Below are 16,983 nucleotides of genomic sequence, written 5' to 3'. Positions count from 1 at the left end.
GAGTGTCTCTACCAAACTACTAACCGGCTACGTAGGGTGCGACCGTCGAAGGGTACCGGCTCCGATTTCGGAGGTTTGTCAATGCGCGGTAGACGTGCTCGAAATGTCCGCAGGATCTCGTTGCTCGGCGTGGCGATCCTTACGCTGAGCCTGGCCACCGCCGGATCGTCCGGCGCACACCCGGACCACGGCGGCGGTCGGGAGGACTTCCCCGGCGAAGGGGTCGCCGACGGTTCCTACAAGCAGCACGACGGCGACGAGGGCCACCTGCCCGCGGTGTCGCGGAACGTGACCCTGGTCGGCAAGGCCGCGGTCACCAACCCGTCCGGCGCGGGCAACACGGGACGCGTGGCGGACGTGACCGCGTTCGGCGACTACGCCTACCTGACCGCGTTCCGCGAGCCGACGTGCGAGAACACCGGCGTGCACGTCATGGACATCTCCGATCCCGCGCACCCGGCCGAGGTGACGAGCGCGTTCATCCCGACCAGTGACGGGTCGTACGCGGGCGAGGGCATCCAGGTCGAGCACATCGACAGCCCGCTCTTCCACGGCGACCTGCTGATCCACCAGAACGAGACCTGCCCCGGCGAGACGCCCACCGGGCCGAACTCGGGCGGCATCTCGCTGTGGGACGTCACCGACCCGCGCAGCCCCAAGCCCCTGGCACTGCACACCGGCGACTTCACCAACGCCGCGGGCGGCCTCGACCCCGCGCCCAACCAGACCCACAGCATGAGGATGTGGACCAACGCGTTCGACGGGCGGGTCTACGTCGCGCTGGTCGACGACGAAGAGGGCACGGACGTCGACATCCTGGACATCACCGACCCGCGCCACCCGGTGCTCGTCAACGACGAGCTCGACCTGGGCGCGGTGTTCGGCGTCGACCAGGCGGCCCCGAGCAACCTGACCTCGGTGTTCAGCCACGACATGATGATCACCAAGGTCGGCCGCCGGTACGTCATGAACATGAACTACTGGGACGGCGGGTACGTGCTGCTCGACGTCACCGACCCGCGGCCCGGCAAGGTGAGCCTGATCGCGGAGAGCGACTACGCCGCGTTGGACGAGGAGCGGTTGGCGCGCGGGCAGGAGATCAGCCCCGAGGGCAACGCGCACCAGTCCGAGCTGTCGCCGAACCGGAAGTTCATGATCGGCACGGACGAGGACTTCAACCCGTTCCGGATCGTCGCGAAGGTCGACTCCGGGCCGCACGCCGGCACCGAGTACACCGCGACCCCCGCCGCCGACACGAAGCAGATCGACGAGAACACCACGGTCAGCGGCGCGGTCACCTACGTCGGTGACGCCTGCGCTCCGCTGCCCGCGGGCACCGGGACCGCGCTCGTCGAGCGGGGCACGTGCACGTTCCAGGCCAAGCTCGACGCCATCATCGCCGCCGGCTACACGGCCGGCATCGTGTTCCAGAACCACCGCGACGACTGCCTGAGCCAGGTGTCCATGGCCGCCGCCGGTCCGATCCCGTTCGTGTTCGCCAACCGGTTCGCCGGCCTGCGGCTGCTCGGCGTCCCGGGTGTCACCGAGGCCACCGCGTGCGCCACCACCACCCCCGCGACCGGGGGTGAGTCGACCACCATCAAGTCGGTGTTCGACGGTTGGGGCTACGTGCGGCTGTTCGGGACCGACGTGCCGTCCAAGCCCGGCACGACCGGTTCGATCCGCCAGATCGACACCTACGCCGTGTCGGAATCGCAGGACTCGGCCTACGCGAGCGGGTTCGGCGACCTGTCGGTGCACGAGGTGGCGATGGACCCGGAGAACAGCAACACCGCGTACCTGTCGTACTACGCCGCCGGGCTCCGCGTCGTGAAGTACGGCCGCAACGGCATCCAGGAGGTCGGCGCCTTCATCGACGAGGGAGGCAACAACTTCTGGGGCGTCGAGGTCTGGAAGGACGAGACCGGCGAGAAGTACGTGCTGGCCAGCGACCGTGACCACGGCCTGTACGTGTTCCACATCGACTGCTGACACCGCGATCGGACGGGGCCGCACGGCGTCACACCGTGCGGCCCCGTCGTCGTCTCCCGCAATCGTGCGGGATCAAGCCGGTCGTTCGAAGATCAGCTCCAGGCCGTCCTCCTCGTCCCACTGCTCGCCGACCTCGACGAACCCGAAGCCCGCGATCGTGGCCAGGGACGCCGTGTTGTCCGGGCCGATGGTCGCCCGCACGGTCCGGGCCGAGGGTTCGGCGGCGGCACGGCGCAGGAGTTCGACCAGCGCGGCCCTGGCGTAGCCGCGGCGGCGGAAGGCGGGGTCGACGGAGTAGCCGATCTCGACCATGCCGGACTCGTCGGGTGGGCCGTGGAAGCCGGCGTGCCCCACCACCGCGCCGTCGTCCACCAGGGCCAGCCGTGCCATCCACCGGGCGTTGCCGGGGTCGGCCGCCATCTGGTCCAGCCGGTAGCGCCACAGCCACCGCGCCCGGTCGGTCAGGAAGTACTCGGTCAACTCGACCTCGGCCGCGGTCGGGTCGCCGTCGAGCAGGGCGGCCATGACGCGGCCGTCCAGCTCGACGAAACGCACGTCGTCTGCTGTCACGGTGCGCATGGTCGTACCCCTCACGCCCCGGCGTCCAGCGAGTTCTGCCGTATTTTGACAGGTACTTGTCAATCTGCGAGATTGTCCACCGTGATCCCGCTGTCCGATCGCGGACTTGAGTTCTCCCATCTCCTGATCGAGGTCTTCCGGGTGAACGGCCTCCTGCTCGCCGCCGGTGACGAGTTGGCCGCGCCCGCGGGCCTGACCAGCGCACGGTGGCAGGTGCTCGGCGTGGTCGACCACGGGCCGACCACGGTCGCCGAGGTCGCCAGGACCATGGGCCTGACCCGGCAGGCCGTGCGCCAGACGGCGGCCAGTCTCGTGCGGGACGGCATGGTCGTGCTCCAGGACAACCCGGACGACCGCCGTGCCAAACGATTGGCGCTCACACCCCGCGGTCGGTCGGCGCTGCGCGAGGTCGAACGCCGTCAGGCCGCGTGGGCGAACGAACTGGCCGCCCGCATCTCCCTCGCCGAGATCCAAGCCGTCACCGGCACGCTGCGCGACCTCGGCGACCTCCTGGAGGACCGATGACCGTCATCCCGCTGCTCCCGTGCGCCTCGATCGACGACATGCTGGAGTTCTACTCCGCGCTGGGTTTCGAGCGAACGTACCGGCAGACCAAACCCAACCCCTACCTGGCAATGCGCCGGGAGGACGTCGAGCTGCACTTCTTCGGCATCCCCGGCTTCAAGCCGGCCGATTCCTACGGCAGCTGCATCGTGCAAGTGCCCGACACCGGCGTCCTGCACCGCGCGTTCGCCGACGGTCTGCGCACCGCCTACGGCAAGGTCCCGCTGTCCGGCATCCCGCGGATGACCCGGCCGAGACCGCGCAAGAACGCCGATGGCCTGGCGGGCTTCTCGGTGGTCGACCCGGGCGGCAACTGGATCCGGATCTTCCCGGCGCCGGACGCGCCCACACCACCCGCCGCGACCGGGAAGCTGGCCAAGGCGCTGGAGAACGCCGTGGTGCTCGCCGACAGCCACGGCGACCCGGCACAGGCGGCCAAGATCCTCGACGGCGCCCTGCACCGGGTCACGGACGCGAGCGCGGTGGAGCGGGTCGAAGCCCTGGCCTACCGCGCCGAGTTGGCGTTCACGTTGGAAGACCCGGAACGGGCCGCCGCGGTGCTGGACGAATTGGGCGGAATCCCGCTGAACACCGAGGAACGCGAACGTCTCGCGGAGACCCTGGCGAACGTCGAGGAGCTGCGCCGCGAAGGTTGACGACAACCCTCGCCGCTTCCCCGAGGCATGATGGAGGTCGTGAGACTTCCGGGACGCCACAAGGCATTCCGGCCTTCGAGGGGGAGAAAAACGAGTTGACTACAACCGAGGCAGTCACTTCCGACAGTGACGGCGTCATGTTGACCGGCAGGCTGTTCCAACCCGCCGAACGCAGCACCGAACGCGCGCCGAACGTCACGGTCGCGGTCGACACCGCGCCCGCCCACTTCGGACGGACGCTGCGATGATCCTCGTCACGGGTGCCACCGGGAACGTCGGCAGCGAGGTCGTCGGGGCGCTGCTCCGCGCCGGTGCGGACGTGCGGGCGTTGGTGCGGAACGAGAACGTCGTCCTGCCTGAGGGAGCCGAGCGCGCGATCGGCGACCTCAACGACCCGGACTCGCTGACGCCCGCGTTGCGCGACGTCCGGGGCGTGTTCCTGCTGCCCGGCTACCGGGACGTGGACGGTCTGCTGGACCGGATGTCGCGGGCCGGCGTGGAGTGGGGCGACGTGCCGGTGGCGAGCATCGATCCGCTCGACATCGGCGAGGTGGCGGCACGGGCGTTCCTGGACGGCAAGGGCGGTCAGGCCTTGCAGCTCTGCGGCCCGGAAGCGCTGCTGCCCGCGCAGCGGCTCGAGGTGCTGGGTGACGTGCTCGGCCGGGACCTGGGGTTCGAGGCCCTGCCGGACGACGTGGCCAGGGCCGAGATGGAGGCCGCGATGCCGGTCGAGTACGTCGACGCGTTCTTCTCCTTCTACAGCGACGGCACGCTGGACGAGGCGAGCGTGCACCCGACCGTCGAGGAGGTGACCGGGCGTCCCGCGCGGAACTTCCGGCAGTGGGCGGAGGCGCACGCGGACGCGTTCCGGGCCTGACGCCGGCGTGGCCGGCGTGGTGTCGTCACGCCCACGCCCACGCCCACGCCGACCGGCCGTGCGGTCACGGGTAGTCGCGCTCGTCGTACTGGTCGAGGGCGAGCAGGGTGCGGATGGTGGCGGCGGCGTCGCTGCCGTCGTGCGCGATCGCCGCCTTGACCGCCTCGACCACCGCGTCGACGGTCGGCGCGAGGGCGGCGCGCTCCCAGTGCGGCTGCGCCAGGTCGGCTTCGGCCAGCAACGTCGTCATGGCGGGGACGACGTCGGCCGGCCAGACGACGGCGCGCAGTTCGGCGACGTGGGTCCGGTTGGCCCGCGCGGTGGCGTCGGCCAACGCGCGGACGTCGGCGATCGGTCGGCCCGCGTTGATGCCCTGCTCCAGGTGCTCCAGGGCGAGGTTGTAGGGCTTCACGATCGTCAGGTAACGCCGGGCCGCCTCGTCCTTGGACAACGCGACCGGCGTGGCCGAAGTCGTCGTCGGAGGCGGCGAAACCGTCGTGGACGTCGGTGCCGCGCTCGGACTCGCCGCCGGTTCAGCGGAGCAGCCGGTGATCGCGAACAGGGCTATCAGAGCGCCCGTCGCCGCGTTGCGCATGGTTGCGAGTCCTCCCCAGTGGTGGCGCGGGCGATCGCCGCAGCCGGTCGCGACGACTCTAAGCCCAATACCGGTGACTTAGGGTCGTTTGTGGTGCTTGTTGGCGGAGACGGCGCGGTAGGGCGGTGCGATCCGGACTGCTTCGCCGGGGTCCGGGCGTTGTCCGGTGGCGGCGGTGTGCATCAGCGACCGGATCGCGTAGTGCACCAGCAGGTGCCCCCACACTTCCTGCTCGACCCCGTCCGGGGAGCGTGAGCGCAGCACCTGCCCGGCACCGGGTTGATGGGTCTTCAGCTCGTCCAGCGCGGTCTCGATCTCCCAGCGTTGGCAGTACAACGCGGCCAGTTCCGTCGCGGGCGCCTTGCGGTGGTCGAGGATGGTGGTGATCAACCGGTAGGGCGCGGCCTGTGCCGGGCGTGCGGGATCGTCCAGGGTGTACTCGACCACCCGCACCGTCACCGGATCCCTGCGCCGGTAGTGGTCTTCGGTGGCCACGATCTCCGACAGGCAGGACCCGTCGGGCAGTTCCTGGCGCACCGGCAGCACGATGTTCGCCCGGACCCGCCACAACAGGTCCGCGCCGTTCGCGGACGCGGCCCGCCACAACGGCAACCCGGCGAACCCGCGGTCGGCGATCAGCAACTCGCCCTTGCCCAGGCCGGGGAACAGGTCCCGGGCCAGGGTCGCCTCGGCCTCGGTGATCGGGCCCAGCGTCGCCGCGACGATCGCGTGCGTGCCGCACTCGGCCACCGCCACCACCCGCACCTGCGGGACGACGGCCCCGGCACGCTGTCCCGCGGCGCCCTCGACGCGCGCCGGGTCGGGGAACGGCTGGGCCCGCTGGGCGGGCGGCTGGAGGTGGACGCGGTGCCGGGCTGGGGCACGACGGTGACCGTCGAGGTCCCGCTCGGACCGCCGGACACCCCGCGCGAGGACCCGCTGACCGTGCTGGGCGCGCGGGAGCTGGAGGTGCTCGGTCAGCTGGCCCGCGGCCGGCGCAACCGGGACATCGCCCGCGAGCTGCACATCAGCGAGTCCACGGTGAAGTTCCACGTGGCGAAGATCCTGGAGAAGCTGGGCGTCGGCTCACGCGGCGAGGCCGCCGCACTGGCCCACGAGTGGGGTGCGGCCGCCGCGCGCGCCTAGCCGCAGTGCCAGTGACTCAAGCTGTTTCCCGGAGTTGTTCCCAGCCCAGCCAGGCGTCCCCGGGGAGACCGCCGCGACTGGAACCCGGGGGCGACCCGACCGGGGACTCCGGCCGGGAACGTGTGCCGCCATCACAAGGTTCCTGACCTGCGAATTCAGGCGCTGGGTCACTGGTGTTGACTCCGAGCCCGCTGTCGGAGCGTCCGTCACGGCGGGCTAGCAGCCGTTTGTCGGGGTGGCAACCGACGAAGGTCGGGAATTGTTGTTAAAGCGTCCCTGAGTGAACTGGTTAAGGCGCGGAATAGGCTGTGACCTGAATCACAGCCTATTCTTTTCCGTTCTTCGTGAGTCATCATTCCGCAGGGTTGTAAAGCCCGTCCCCACCCTGCACGGAGGACTCCGGATGCTCGAACAGCAGAACAGCCGGCGCGGACGCGCCACCCTCCTCGCCGGCGCGCTCGCCCTCGGCGCGCTCACCGTGCTCAGCCCGTCGGCGGCCGGCGGCACGACCGTCGCCCAGGCCTCGCTCGACTGCGTGACCGACGCCTTGTCCGCCGCCCGCGTCAAGCCGGGCGCCGGCGGCCAGGAGCGCAACGAGATCAGCCGGGCCGAAGCCGAGCGGATGAACCGCGACCTGCGCGAGCGCGTCGCCGCGGCGAAGGCGAACGGCCGGGTCGAGGCCGCCGCCGGTGGCACGATCCCGGTCGTGTTCCACGTCGTCACGGGCACCGGTGGCGTCGGCGGCATGACCGACGCGACCATCGCGCAGCAGATGAGGGTGCTCAACGAGGGCTACGCCGGCGCCGAGGCGCCCGGTGTCGCCGCGGACACCGGCTTCACCTTCGTCCTCCAGGAGACCAAGCGCTGGTCGAACAACACCTGGTTCACCGGCGTCGACAAGGCGCGCGTCGAGAAGCAGATGAAGTCGTCCACCAGGGTGGGCGGCGCGAGCACGCTGAACGTGTGGTCGGTCGACATCGACGGCCTCGGCTTCGCGACGTTCCCCAGCTGGTACACGCGCGACCCGCTGCTGGACGGCGTGGTCATCGACTACTCCAGCGTGCCCGGCGGCAGCGCGACGAACTTCAACCTCGGCAAGACGCTGACCCACGAGGTCGGCCACTGGATGGGCCTGTGGCACACCTTCCAGGGCGGCTGCACGGCGACCAACGACGAGGTGGCCGACACCCCGGCCCAGTCCAGCTACAGCACGGGCTGCCCGGAGGGTCGCGACTCGTGCACGCTGCCCGGTCTCGACCCCGTCCACAACTACATGGACTATTCCTACGACAGCTGCTACAACCAGTTCACCCCCGGCCAGAACACCCGCATGCAGGACGCGTGGATCGCGTACCGCAGCGGTAAGTGATCAATGCGGAAACCCCGCGTTCCTCTCCGGAGGAATGCGGGGTTTCCCATTCCAGCGGCTCAACGGCGGCAGACGCCCGCCGGTGGCTGCGCTGAACGGCCGTAACGAAAGCCCCCGCTCGGGCGAACCTGGAGCTATCAGCGAGAGCGGGGTGTGCTCGATGACCGTCGTCGACATCCACTGCCACGTGTTCAACGCCGACGATCTGCCTGTGCGTGGCTTCCTCCACCGCGTCCACCTGCACAACGCACCGTTGGGCGCGGCGGCGGCCGGTCTGCTCGACCGGGTGGTCCAGGGCTTCGCGCCCGGTTTCGCCCGCGACATGGCGCGGCTGGACGCCCTGCTCGGCGGCGAGGTCGGGCCGGACGCGGCACAGGCGGCACAGGCGTCGCAGGACTTCGAGGCGGACGTGGAGCGGACGTTCATCCTGCTCCAGGCGACCGACCCGGACCTGCTCGCCCACGCGGGCACTGCGCTCGTGGCCGAGGAGGCAGGCGTCGGCGCCCTCGGCCAGGTGTCGCTCTCGGACGTCCTGGACGCCTCCAAGCGGCTCCTGCGCTGGGTGATGCTGTTCGGCCGGTCCCGGCTGGACCTGGTGGCGAACCTGGTCCGCGATTTCGACAACCAGCTGGACCTGGCGATCCCGCTCCTGGTGGACCTCGGCACGGGCCTGGGCGACGTGGCCACGACCACCGGCAGGCAGCAGGTGGAGCTGTTCGAGAAGCTGAGCCGGGCCACGATGCGCGGCGTGCTGCCGGACGTGGGCGACGTGCGGCTGCACCCGTTCGTCGGGTTCGACCCGCTGAGCGAACTCCGGGCACGGCGCGCGGACGCCATCGAGAAGCCGCTCGACCTCGTGCGCACGGCCGTGGCGGAGTACGGGTTCGTCGGGGTGAAGGTGTACCCGCCGATGGGCTGGCGGCCGACCGGCAACCGGGAACGGCCCGGACTGCCCCGCGAGGACGCCGATGAGCTCGACCGCATCGTGCACGACCTCGCGGAGTGGTGCGCGGCCGACGACGTGCCGATCACCGCGCACAGCGCCGACACGAACTACGCCGACCCGACCTACCAGGAGTTCGGCAGTCCCGAGGAGTGGTTGGCGCTGCTGGACGCGCACCCCGGCCTGCGGCTGAACCTCGGCCACTTCGGCGGGGTGCCGACCGGGGGCAGGCCGCAGCGGATCGCCGCCGCCATGGCCATGAGACCCGGCCTGTACGCCGATATCGGCAACCACGGCGTCGGTGACGAAGCGGAGCTCCAGGCGTACTTCGACATGCTCGCCGCGCTGATGTCCACTTCGGACCTGGCCGAGCGCCTCATGTACGGCTCCGACTGGTACATGGTAGCCGCCCAGAAGGGCTACCAGGCGTTCCTCCAGACCTACCGGACCCGCTACACCGAGGAGTTCGGCGCGGACCGCGCGGCCGGGTTCCTCGGCGGCAACGCGTTGTCCTTCCTCGGTTTCGACGACCCGGCGAACCTCAACAACCGCAGGCTCACCGCGCGGTACCAGCGGTTCGCACCCGAGAACCTGCCCAACTGGCTCAAGCAATGATGTGGAGGCGACCATGCCTCGTCCGGTGATCGCGGAACTGCTCCGCCTCACGCCGAACCCCGACAACCTCGACCACCTCGCCGACTACCTCGGCGACCACCGCGACGAGCTGCTGGCGACGACCGTCCGCGCCCGTGCGGTCGTCGGTCCGCGCGTCGACCTGGCGCCGGACCTCGCCGCGGACCTCGAACCCGATATCGCGCACCGCCAGGAGGACCTGGTCGACCTGGGCGCACGGGCGCTGCGCACGCTGCGCGAGTCCGGCCCCGACGCCGAGATCAGCGACGAGGAAGCCCTCGGGCTGGAGGCGATCGTCAACCTCGCCCTGCGCCCGGCGTTGCTGATGCGCAAAGGGGAGTTCGAGCCGCCCGAGGTCACCTGGCGGGTGCTGGAGACCTTCCGCGACAGCATCCGCGACGCGTCCAGCCGGGTCGGCCGCATCCAGCTCGCCAACCCGGGCTTCGGCGCGCCGCCGTACCTGGGCACGGGTTTCCTCGTGGGCGACGGCGTGATCATGACCAACGGCCACGTGGCCAGGGCGATGCGCATGCCGGACGGCAGCTACCCGCCGGGCCGCGCCACGCTCGACTTCACCGACAACCCGGACGCGGGCGGTTCCACCCGGGTGGACATCGTGGAGATGATCGGCGTGCACCCCGGCTACCCGCCGCGACCCGACCTGGCGCTGTTCCGGGCCGATGTCGCGACGCCGCCGTTCGTCGTCCGGTCGGTCCCACCCGAACCGCTCACCGGCCGCGTCGTCTACGTGATGGGTTATCCGGCGCGGGACGACCGCAACGAGGCGGACGCCATGCGCCGCGTGTTCGCCGACATCTACAACGTCAAACGGCTGCAACCGGGCGGCGTGATGTCCTACGACCACGGCAACCGGACGTTCCGGCACGACTGCTCGACGCTGGGCGGCAACTCCGGCTCGTGCGTGGTGGACCTGGAGTCCAACCAGGTGCTCGGGCTGCACTTCGGCGGTATCTACCTGAAGCACAACGAGGCGGTCGCGTTGTGGGCGCTGCGCGACGACCCGCTGCTCGTCGGCGCGGGCGTCGAATTCGACTGAACGAGTCCGGCCGAACGGGTCGGACCGAACGGGTCGGACCGAACGAGTCCGGCTGAACTCGACCGGCTGAAGGGACGGGGAAGCGCCATGGCGAACTTCGCGATCGTCATCGGCATCGACCGGTACGACAACCCCGATTTCGCCCTGAGCGGGGCCGTTTCGGACGCGCTGCGGTTCGCGGACTGGGCGAGCGCGCACGGCGACGTGCCGCCGGAGAACCTCCGCCTGCTGCTCAGCTCCACCACCGACATCGACCGGGAGCACGGGGCCGCCGACTCCGCCGCGATCGCCGCCGTCGTCCACGAAGTCCTCCAAGGCGCGGCGGCACAAGCGGACCGGCTGTTCTTCCACTACGCCGGACACGGGCTGACCGCGCCGGGGATCGTGACCGGCGGTCCGGGTGAGCCGATGCTGGTGCCGTCCGACGTGGCGGTGTGGACGCGGGACGAGCGGCTGCTGGTGGGCTTCTCGCAGGTGATCACCCGGCTGCGGATGGTCAGGCCCGCCACGCAGTTCTTCTTCATCGACGCGTGCCGGGACTTCACGCTGGAAGGCGTGTACCAGCCGGTGATCGGGCCGGCGACGAGCGCGTGGGTGCCGGTGGGTGACGCGGAACAGGCGCTGAGCGCACAACACATCCTGTATGCGACATCCCCCGGTCAACGCGCGGCCGAGGACGAGCGCCGCAGGCAGGGCATCTTCACCCCCGCGCTGGTGGACGGTCTGCTCGGCGCGCACCGGGCGTTGGCCTGGTCGCAGGAACTCGGCCAGTACGAGGTCCGGTTCAGCACGCTCGCCCGGCACGTCAAGGCCGCGGTCCGCCGGCGCCTCGCGGCGGTGGAAGGCGCCGACGAGTTCGTGCAGGAGCCGCAGACGCCGCTGACCGGCGCGGAGGACGCGGTCCTGGCCCGCTTCGCGCCCGACGAGGTGCCGAAGGTCCAGGTGCGCATCCAGGTCGACCCGCGCCTGGCCAGGCAGGCGTGCCGGCTCAAGGTCGCCTACCCGTTGCCGGGCACGGAGGCGGTCATCTGGGTGGACGGTCCGCCGGTCGAGCAGAGCTCGGTGGTGGAACTACCGCCGTTCGACTACACGTTCAGCGCCGAGTCGCCCGGCTACACCGAGGTCCGCCAGAGCCACGGCGTCTACGAGCCGAGGGTGATCGCGCTGCGGTTGGACAGCCGGTCCGATCCCGCGCGGTCGGACGTGCCCGAGGGCGGGGACGGCGAGTTGGTGGTCACGAGCCCCGACAGCTCGGCCGTGATCGGGATCTGGAACGGCGAGCGCAAACAGGTGGCGAGCGGTTCCGGCATGGTCTACGCGCGACTCGGACCGGGCCTGTACCGGGCACGGCTGATGCTGCCGGAGGGTGGCGGGGGCGAACGACTGGTCGAGGTGGTCGCGGGACGGATCATGTCGATCGTGCTGGACGCGCCGCCGCCCGCGCTCACCGCCGCGCCGATGGAGTTGTTGCGCCGGCACGAGATCCGGCCCGACGAGCACGGTTACCTGGAACCCGCCGAACAGCTCGGGCCGATGGCGCGGCCGTCGCTGGGGTCGCTGCTCGCGTTCGCCGCGTTGGCCGCCAACGGCGCCGAACAGGCGGAACGGCTGCGCGGCCTCGGCGTGGCCGACGTGTGGGACCTGCCGCACGGCGGGTCCGCCGTGTTGGCGATCGTCGGCTCGAACCGGTCCGAGGGGCTGCCCGCGGACGCCGAACTGGTCGTGCGGGACCAGTGGGGGAGCACGCTGGACCGCGGCCTGTTCGACGTCCTGCCGCGGTTCCCGGTCGCGGCGCAGCGGCACGTCGTGCTCCCGCCGGGGCCCGCGCACGTCGAGCTGCGGTTCCCCGGGCACACGCCGACGCGTTACGCGATCACCCGGCTGCCCAACCGCATCACCGTCCTGGTGACCGTGCTCGAACCGCACGGCCGGGTCGAGGTCCAGCAGTACCTGCTGCCCGCCGCCGGCGACAACCCGAAGGCGCGCCTCGACCTGCGGCGGATGCACCGGATCGAGCTGGCGCAGCGGTTCTACTCGACCGGCCAGTCGGTGCCGCGCCTCGACGATCTCGACGACCTGTTGTACGGCAAGTGGATCGACCCGCTGTTGGGGTGCCTGGCCGGGTACATGCTCATCCGTCAGGGAGAGACCGATCGCTTCAGCGCGATCGCCGTGCACAACATGCTCAGGCACTTCCCCGGACTGCCGGACAGCTACGTGCTGGCGGCGTTGTGCGAGCCGGAGGAGCGCGACGAGTTGTTCGAGCGGGCGTTGGCGACCGGGATCCCGGTGTTCGCCGAGGGGTTCCGGGCGCTGTACGAGTGGGTGGTCGCGTCCGGTCGGCCCGTTCCGCCCGAGATGGCGGACATCGCGACGGATTCGGTGCCCGGATCGCCGTGGACGGCGTGGGCGGCGGACCGGCCGACGTTCGTGGTGCGCGACGGGACGTTCGAGGTGCCGCCCTTCGGGTGGGACGACCTGACCAACGCCCACGACCGGATCCGGCGGGTCATCGGGGGCGTGGGGCGGGTGGAGCCGGCGGACGGCCCTTCGTTCAGCGGCACGGCGTTCCTCGTCGCTCCCGGTGTGGTGGCGACACCGACGTTCGTCGTCGACGGTTTCGCGGCCGGGCGGCGGTTCACGGTCGACTTCCGGGCCGAACCCGAAGGCCGGCCGATGCGGTTCGCCGTGCTGGACGTCTGCCGCGTCGTGGGGACGGACCCGGAGACGGTGCTGTTGCGCTTGGCGGAGCGTTCGGACGAGGACGAGGCGCTGCCCGACCCGGTGCCGGTGGCGCGGCGGGCGGTGGAGCCGGTCAGCGGCCGGACGGTGGTGGTCGTCGGGCACCCGGCGTTCGACTCGCCCGCCGGGGCGGTGAAACGCGTCCAGCCGGGGCGGATCCTGGGCTTCGACGGCCAGGTGATCCGCCACGACGCCACAACGGCGCCCGGCACCGCGGGTGCGCCCCTGGTCGATCCGCACACGGGCCTGGTCATCGGCATCCACTACGCGGCACAGTTCGGCGACCGCAAGGAAGGCCGCGCGTTGCCGGTCTGGAAGCTGTGGCCCCGGTGAGCCTCACCCGGCGCGTCGGCTGCCGGCCCCGGCCGGTTCGACGGCTTCGGCGAGGCGTTTGTCGAGGGTGACGCGGACCAGGGCGGCGGCGAACCGGGCCAGGTCCTCGGCGGGCACGAGGCGGGCCAGCGCGCGACGGTCCTCGGGCAGGCCGATGCGACGCGCGCCGGCCAGGGCCTTGTCGTCCAGGAACGGCCGCAGTTCCGGCCACACCAGTTGCGCCTCGCGGCAGAAGATGGCCGAACCCACCGGGCCCAGGCGTGGTGTCTTCTCGAGTGACGCTCGGATCTCGGACACGTCGCCGCCCGCTTCCCCGCGCAGCCTGCGGAGGTCACCCCGGTAGTCGTCCAGCAGCAGTTGGGCGCCGTCACCGAGTGCGGTCGCGGTGCTCTCGTCGTAGCGGACGTAGTGGGCGCGGCCGAGTGCGTCGACGCGTTGCTGCCACGTCGTCTTGAGCGTGCCGCGCGGGGTGGTGCAGCCCGCGTCCGCCAGCTCCCGTGCCGCCGCCACGGCGATGTCCGCGCGGATCCGGGTGGACAGCAGCACGCTGAGCACGAGCAGCCGGTACAGCGCCGACGGCGTGTCCGTCAGCCGGATGCCCGCCTGCTCCGCGTACGTCTGCCCGCCCTGGTCGAGCAGCCGCCGGGCTCGGTCTTTGTGCGTGGTCATGCCGTGGGGTTACCCCGCCGGGTCCACGGCCACGTCATCAACGCCCACACGCCGAGCACGATCATGCTCTCGGGCACCAGGTACCACGGCCAGTCCCCGAGCAGGTCCAGCACGGACCCGGTCGGCGGTTTGCGGTTCAGGTAACCGTAGTTGGAGCCGAGCGCCAGGTTGAGCACGAACACCGCCGCCGCCCACGCCGCGGTGATCAGCACGGCCAGCCGGTAGCCGCGCCAGTCCGGCCGCAGCCCGAGTCCCCACGTCAGGTAGATGGCGGCCCAGACGACGAACAGGTGCGTGGCCCAGAACAGCAGGAACCCGAGGGCCGGGAAGTCCACCGTCAACACGGGCGTGACCAGGGCCTGGACGCTCAACGTCAGGCCCCAGTAGTAGGTGAGCGAGAACGCCCACCGGCGTTGGGACCACAGCGCGTACGCGGCGATCGGGCCGGCCAGGTCGGACAGTTGCAGCGGCAGCGAGTACTGGACGTTCCAGCGCGGCGGCAGCATCAGGTACGTGTGGATGGCCACTTCGAGGAGCAGGACCACCGCCGCGAACGCGCGTGAGAAGCGACGTGACGGCCGGGCGCGCCCGATCGTGACCACGGCCGCCGCTCCCACCGCGAACAGCCCGAGCACCACCCAGTGCGACGGGCCGTACGCGGTGAACTCGTGGTCGATCGCTAACGACACCACACATGGGGCTACCCGGACACCGGCGGTCGATACGCGGCTCAGTTCGGGCTGGCGGTGCTCGGGTGGACGTCGTCGAGCGTGGGGACCACGGTGAGGAACCGGTCGACTTCGGTGAGTTGCAGCGGGCGGATCACCGAGCGGTGGTTCGCCACGACCACGAGCTGCACGCCCGCCGCGACCGCGCGGGTGTGGGCGTCGATGAGGGCCGCGATGCCGAGCGAGCCCAGCACCGTCACCCCGGACAGGTCCACGACCAGCACCGGCGGTCGCCGTTCGAGTTGGGCGTCCAGTTCGGCGCGGATCAGGTCGACACCCGCCAGGTCGACCTCGCCGGTGACCAGGGTGACCGCGAGGCCGTGGACCTCGGTCGTCTCGACGGCCAGGTCCTGCGTCTCGACGGCCCGGTCCTCGGTCGGCCGATGCCGATCGGTCATGAGTCGCCCCCTCGGTGACCTGCTTTGTGACCGTGGCGTCGTCCCGGGCGCGCCCGGCGTTACGTCCGGGTCGACCGTGAAACCGAAAGGGTTACCCCGTTCGCCCGCCGGGTACTCGTCCGATCTCCGGCACTTGCGGAGGTGGTGCGAATGTCCGGACCTCGGTACCGCGATGCGCGTGGCGCGGTTGTGGTCGGGTTCGACGGCTGGTCGGGGGCTTGGTCGGCGGCGCGGCTGCCCCGGGCGGTGGTGCGCGGGCACGTCTCGGTGGAACCGTTCACAGTCGCCGCCGAATGTGAACGACCGCGTTCGGCGCCTCTCCGGAGTGCGGGCACGAATCGTTTCGAGGCGGCACACCAACCCGATCCGCCCGATCCGCTGCTCCCGCACCCCGACCCGGTCCCGCGCCGACCGCAGCCGCCGGGGCCCGAGCCGGTGCCGCCGAAGCCGATCCCTCAGCCGGTGCCGCCGACGTCCGGCCGCTGACCGTGCCACGACAGGAGGAGCAGGGCGGTCGGAATCACGACGCCCATGCCCAACGTGAGACCGCTTGGGCGAGCGCGTCACCCGGCGGCAGGTCGTGCAGATGGGTGGTGTGGAACACACTGTGCACAATGAAAAGCAGGGTAGACACCGTGAACAGCAGGTTGGCGATCAGGGCGGTGCGGACCAGGCGGCGTTCCACGGTGACTGCGGCTACCGCGAGCACGAACGTGTACGCGAGGGTCGCGGCGCCTACGTCGCGCATCAGGTGCTCGTTGTACGGCGGCAGCACGGACACCCACGGGTGGTCTGGTGTGGGGACCTTGTCGTAGAACAGGCGGGGGAGCAGCAGTTGCACCACACCGGCCAGGCCCTGGCTGACGGCGAGGAAGACCAGACCGGCGCGCAGCCACGTGCGTGCGCTCATCGCCGCTTACCCCGGTACGAGACGGCCGACGGGTCGGGGTGCGCGGCCAGGTAGTCCTCGAACGTCACCGTGCCCGACGCGTGGTCGGGGGCCAGGTGGCCGCCGTCGCGGTAGGCGCGGAACGTCCGGCCCGGCAGCCGGAACGGCAGCACCAGCCGTCGGCGTCCGGTCGCGCGGAGGAACGCGGCGGCGAGGTCGCGGGCGTGCCTGACCTGCGGCCCCGCGAAGTCGGGTGCGCGGCCCAGTGGTTCGCCGACGGCGAGTTCCGCCAGGCGGTCGGCCACTTCGCCCGCGTCGACGGGCTGGAAGCGCAGCGCGGGCACCGGCATGACCGGCGATGTGGCCGCTCCCGCGAACAGCGTGCGCAGCAGGTCGTGGAACTGGGTGGCGCGCAGGATCGTATGCGGTAGGGTGGATTCCGCGATCAACCGCTCGGCCGCTCGTTTCCCCTGGTAGTAGGCCAGGGGCACGCGGTCGACGCCGACGATGGAGACGTACACCAGGTGTGCGCCGGCGTGCCGTGCCGCCTCGACCACCGTGCCCGCGACGGTGGCCTCCGCGTGCCGGCCGAACGCGGTCGCGCAGTGCACGATCACGTCCGCGCCGGCCACCGCCTCCCGGACGCCCTGCCCGGACTTCAGGTCCGCGACCGCCCAGTCGCGGTCTGGCGAGGGCCGCGGGCCGCGGCTCATCACCCGCACCTCGCGTCCCTCGCGCACCAGCCGTTCGACCACCTTCCGGCCGAGTAGACCGGTACCGCCGGTCACCAAGATCCGCTTGCTCATGGACTGC

General features: G+C 71.2%; 16 protein-coding genes and 1 pseudogene. 9 read left to right on the top strand and 8 right to left on the bottom strand.

Annotated features, from left to right (window positions below; all coding sequences use genetic code 11):
• Window positions 1–129 precede the first annotated feature (129 nt).
• The gene (locus tag FM051_RS28825; RefSeq protein ID WP_158848785.1) at window positions 130–1,992 is read left to right on the top strand and encodes a PA domain-containing protein; all 1,863 of its coding nucleotides are present in this window, start codon (window positions 130–132) and stop codon (window positions 1,990–1,992) included.
• Window positions 1,993–2,064: 72 nt separating this feature from the next.
• Here FM051_RS28825 and FM051_RS28820 read toward each other — a convergent pair whose 3' ends face one another.
• Window positions 2,065–2,571, bottom strand: coding sequence for a GNAT family N-acetyltransferase (locus FM051_RS28820; protein WP_158848783.1), 507 nt, complete (start codon window positions 2,569–2,571; stop codon window positions 2,065–2,067).
• An 81-nt stretch (window positions 2,572–2,652) separates the two neighbouring features.
• Here FM051_RS28820 and FM051_RS28815 point away from each other — a divergent pair, with 81 nt between their 5' ends.
• From FM051_RS28815 to FM051_RS28805, 3 genes are all read left to right on the top strand, one after another.
• On the top strand, window positions 2,653–3,096 hold the full coding sequence (locus FM051_RS28815; protein WP_158849006.1) for a MarR family winged helix-turn-helix transcriptional regulator: 444 nt from the start codon (window positions 2,653–2,655) through the stop codon (window positions 3,094–3,096).
• Window positions 3,093–3,791 (top strand): VOC family protein, encoded by a 699-nt coding sequence (locus tag FM051_RS52090; RefSeq protein ID WP_158848781.1) that lies wholly within the window; start codon window positions 3,093–3,095, stop codon window positions 3,789–3,791. The genes FM051_RS28815 and FM051_RS52090 overlap by 4 nt, the downstream gene beginning before the upstream one ends.
• A 244-nt stretch (window positions 3,792–4,035) precedes the next feature.
• Window positions 4,036–4,668 (top strand): NmrA family NAD(P)-binding protein, encoded by a 633-nt coding sequence (locus FM051_RS28805; protein WP_158848779.1) that lies wholly within the window; start codon window positions 4,036–4,038, stop codon window positions 4,666–4,668.
• A 64-nt stretch (window positions 4,669–4,732) separates the two neighbouring features.
• Here FM051_RS28805 and FM051_RS28800 read toward each other — a convergent pair whose 3' ends face one another.
• Both FM051_RS28800 and FM051_RS28795 read right to left on the bottom strand, forming a co-directional pair.
• On the bottom strand, window positions 4,733–5,263 hold the full coding sequence (locus FM051_RS28800) for a hypothetical protein (RefSeq protein WP_158848777.1): 531 nt from the start codon (window positions 5,261–5,263) through the stop codon (window positions 4,733–4,735).
• A gap of 147 nt (window positions 5,264–5,410) precedes the next feature.
• Window positions 5,411–6,043: pseudogene (locus tag FM051_RS28795) on the bottom strand (IS4 family transposase); the annotation flags it as partial.
• Here FM051_RS28795 and FM051_RS53300 point away from each other — a divergent pair.
• The 5 genes from FM051_RS53300 (at window position 5,993) to FM051_RS28770 (ending at window position 13,486) form a co-directional block, all read left to right on the top strand.
• Window positions 5,993–6,409: a helix-turn-helix domain-containing protein gene (locus tag FM051_RS53300; protein WP_338019503.1), complete on the top strand. Its 417-nt coding sequence runs from the start codon at window positions 5,993–5,995 to the stop codon at window positions 6,407–6,409. The pseudogene FM051_RS28795 and the gene FM051_RS53300 overlap by 51 nt on opposite strands.
• A 403-nt stretch (window positions 6,410–6,812) precedes the next feature.
• Window positions 6,813–7,778 (top strand): zinc metalloprotease, encoded by a 966-nt coding sequence (locus FM051_RS28785; RefSeq protein WP_158848775.1) that lies wholly within the window; start codon window positions 6,813–6,815, stop codon window positions 7,776–7,778.
• 160 nt (window positions 7,779–7,938) lie between these two features.
• The gene (locus FM051_RS28780) at window positions 7,939–9,336 is read left to right on the top strand and encodes an amidohydrolase family protein (RefSeq protein ID WP_158848773.1); all 1,398 of its coding nucleotides are present in this window, start codon (window positions 7,939–7,941) and stop codon (window positions 9,334–9,336) included.
• Between the two features lie 13 nt (window positions 9,337–9,349).
• A complete protein-coding gene (locus FM051_RS28775) occupies window positions 9,350–10,411 on the top strand; it encodes a trypsin-like serine peptidase (protein WP_158848771.1) in 1,062 nt (353 codons plus the stop codon).
• A gap of 87 nt (window positions 10,412–10,498) precedes the next feature.
• Complete coding sequence (locus tag FM051_RS28770) at window positions 10,499–13,486, top strand: trypsin-like peptidase domain-containing protein (RefSeq protein WP_158848769.1); 2,988 nt, start codon at window positions 10,499–10,501, stop codon at window positions 13,484–13,486.
• A gap of 3 nt (window positions 13,487–13,489) precedes the next feature.
• Here FM051_RS28770 and FM051_RS28765 read toward each other — a convergent pair whose 3' ends face one another.
• The 5 genes from FM051_RS28765 to FM051_RS28745 all read right to left on the bottom strand — a co-directional run bounded on the left by FM051_RS28765 (window position 13,490) and on the right by FM051_RS28745 (window position 16,976).
• Window positions 13,490–14,155 carry an endonuclease gene (locus FM051_RS28765; protein ID WP_158848767.1) on the bottom strand — a complete coding sequence of 222 codons (666 nt, stop codon included), beginning with the start codon at window positions 14,153–14,155 and terminating at the stop codon, window positions 13,490–13,492.
• Window positions 14,152–14,847 carry a YwaF family protein gene (locus FM051_RS28760; protein ID WP_158848765.1) on the bottom strand — a complete coding sequence of 232 codons (696 nt, stop codon included), beginning with the start codon at window positions 14,845–14,847 and terminating at the stop codon, window positions 14,152–14,154. Before FM051_RS28760 ends, FM051_RS28765 begins: the two co-directional genes overlap by 4 nt.
• Before the next feature lie 38 nt (window positions 14,848–14,885).
• Entirely contained in the window at window positions 14,886–15,281 is a 396-nt protein-coding gene (locus FM051_RS28755; RefSeq protein ID WP_158848763.1) for an STAS domain-containing protein, read from the bottom strand.
• A gap of 520 nt (window positions 15,282–15,801) precedes the next feature.
• Window positions 15,802–16,191 carry a hypothetical protein gene (locus FM051_RS28750; RefSeq protein ID WP_202919063.1) on the bottom strand — a complete coding sequence of 130 codons (390 nt, stop codon included), beginning with the start codon at window positions 16,189–16,191 and terminating at the stop codon, window positions 15,802–15,804.
• Window positions 16,188–16,976 carry an SDR family oxidoreductase gene (locus FM051_RS28745; RefSeq protein WP_158848761.1) on the bottom strand — a complete coding sequence of 263 codons (789 nt, stop codon included), beginning with the start codon at window positions 16,974–16,976 and terminating at the stop codon, window positions 16,188–16,190. Before FM051_RS28745 ends, FM051_RS28750 begins: the two co-directional genes overlap by 4 nt.
• Window positions 16,977–16,983: the final 7 nt, after the last annotated feature.

The sequence above is a fragment of the Saccharothrix deserti genome, from assembly GCF_009769385.1.
Classification (GTDB): domain Bacteria; phylum Actinomycetota; class Actinomycetes; order Mycobacteriales; family Pseudonocardiaceae; genus Actinosynnema; species Actinosynnema deserti.
This window is presented reverse-complemented; position numbering and strand designations above follow the sequence as displayed.

What these genes read in the sequence shown, in the direction of transcription:
- FM051_RS28805 (WP_158848779.1), top strand. Translation starts at nt 4,036, where the DNA reads ATGATCCTCGTCACGGGTGCCACCGGGAACGTCGGCAGCGAGGTCGTC.
- FM051_RS28770 (WP_158848769.1), top strand. Translation starts at nt 10,499, where the DNA reads ATGGCGAACTTCGCGATCGTCATCGGCATCGACCGGTACGACAACCCC.
- FM051_RS28775 (WP_158848771.1), top strand. Translation starts at nt 9,350, where the DNA reads ATGCCTCGTCCGGTGATCGCGGAACTGCTCCGCCTCACGCCGAACCCC.
- FM051_RS28765 (WP_158848767.1), bottom strand. Translation starts at nt 14,155, where the DNA reads ATGACCACGCACAAAGACCGAGCCCGGCGGCTGCTCGACCAGGGCGGG.
- FM051_RS28755 (WP_158848763.1), bottom strand. Translation starts at nt 15,281, where the DNA reads ATGACCGATCGGCATCGGCCGACCGAGGACCGGGCCGTCGAGACGCAG.
- FM051_RS28745 (WP_158848761.1), bottom strand. Translation starts at nt 16,976, where the DNA reads ATGAGCAAGCGGATCTTGGTGACCGGCGGTACCGGTCTACTCGGCCGG.
- FM051_RS28750 (WP_202919063.1), bottom strand. Translation starts at nt 16,191, where the DNA reads ATGAGCGCACGCACGTGGCTGCGCGCCGGTCTGGTCTTCCTCGCCGTC.
- FM051_RS28780 (WP_158848773.1), top strand. Translation starts at nt 7,939, where the DNA reads ATGACCGTCGTCGACATCCACTGCCACGTGTTCAACGCCGACGATCTG.
- FM051_RS28820 (WP_158848783.1), bottom strand. Translation starts at nt 2,571, where the DNA reads ATGCGCACCGTGACAGCAGACGACGTGCGTTTCGTCGAGCTGGACGGC.
- FM051_RS28800 (WP_158848777.1), bottom strand. Translation starts at nt 5,263, where the DNA reads ATGCGCAACGCGGCGACGGGCGCTCTGATAGCCCTGTTCGCGATCACC.
- FM051_RS28785 (WP_158848775.1), top strand. Translation starts at nt 6,813, where the DNA reads ATGCTCGAACAGCAGAACAGCCGGCGCGGACGCGCCACCCTCCTCGCC.
- FM051_RS52090 (WP_158848781.1), top strand. Translation starts at nt 3,093, where the DNA reads ATGACCGTCATCCCGCTGCTCCCGTGCGCCTCGATCGACGACATGCTG.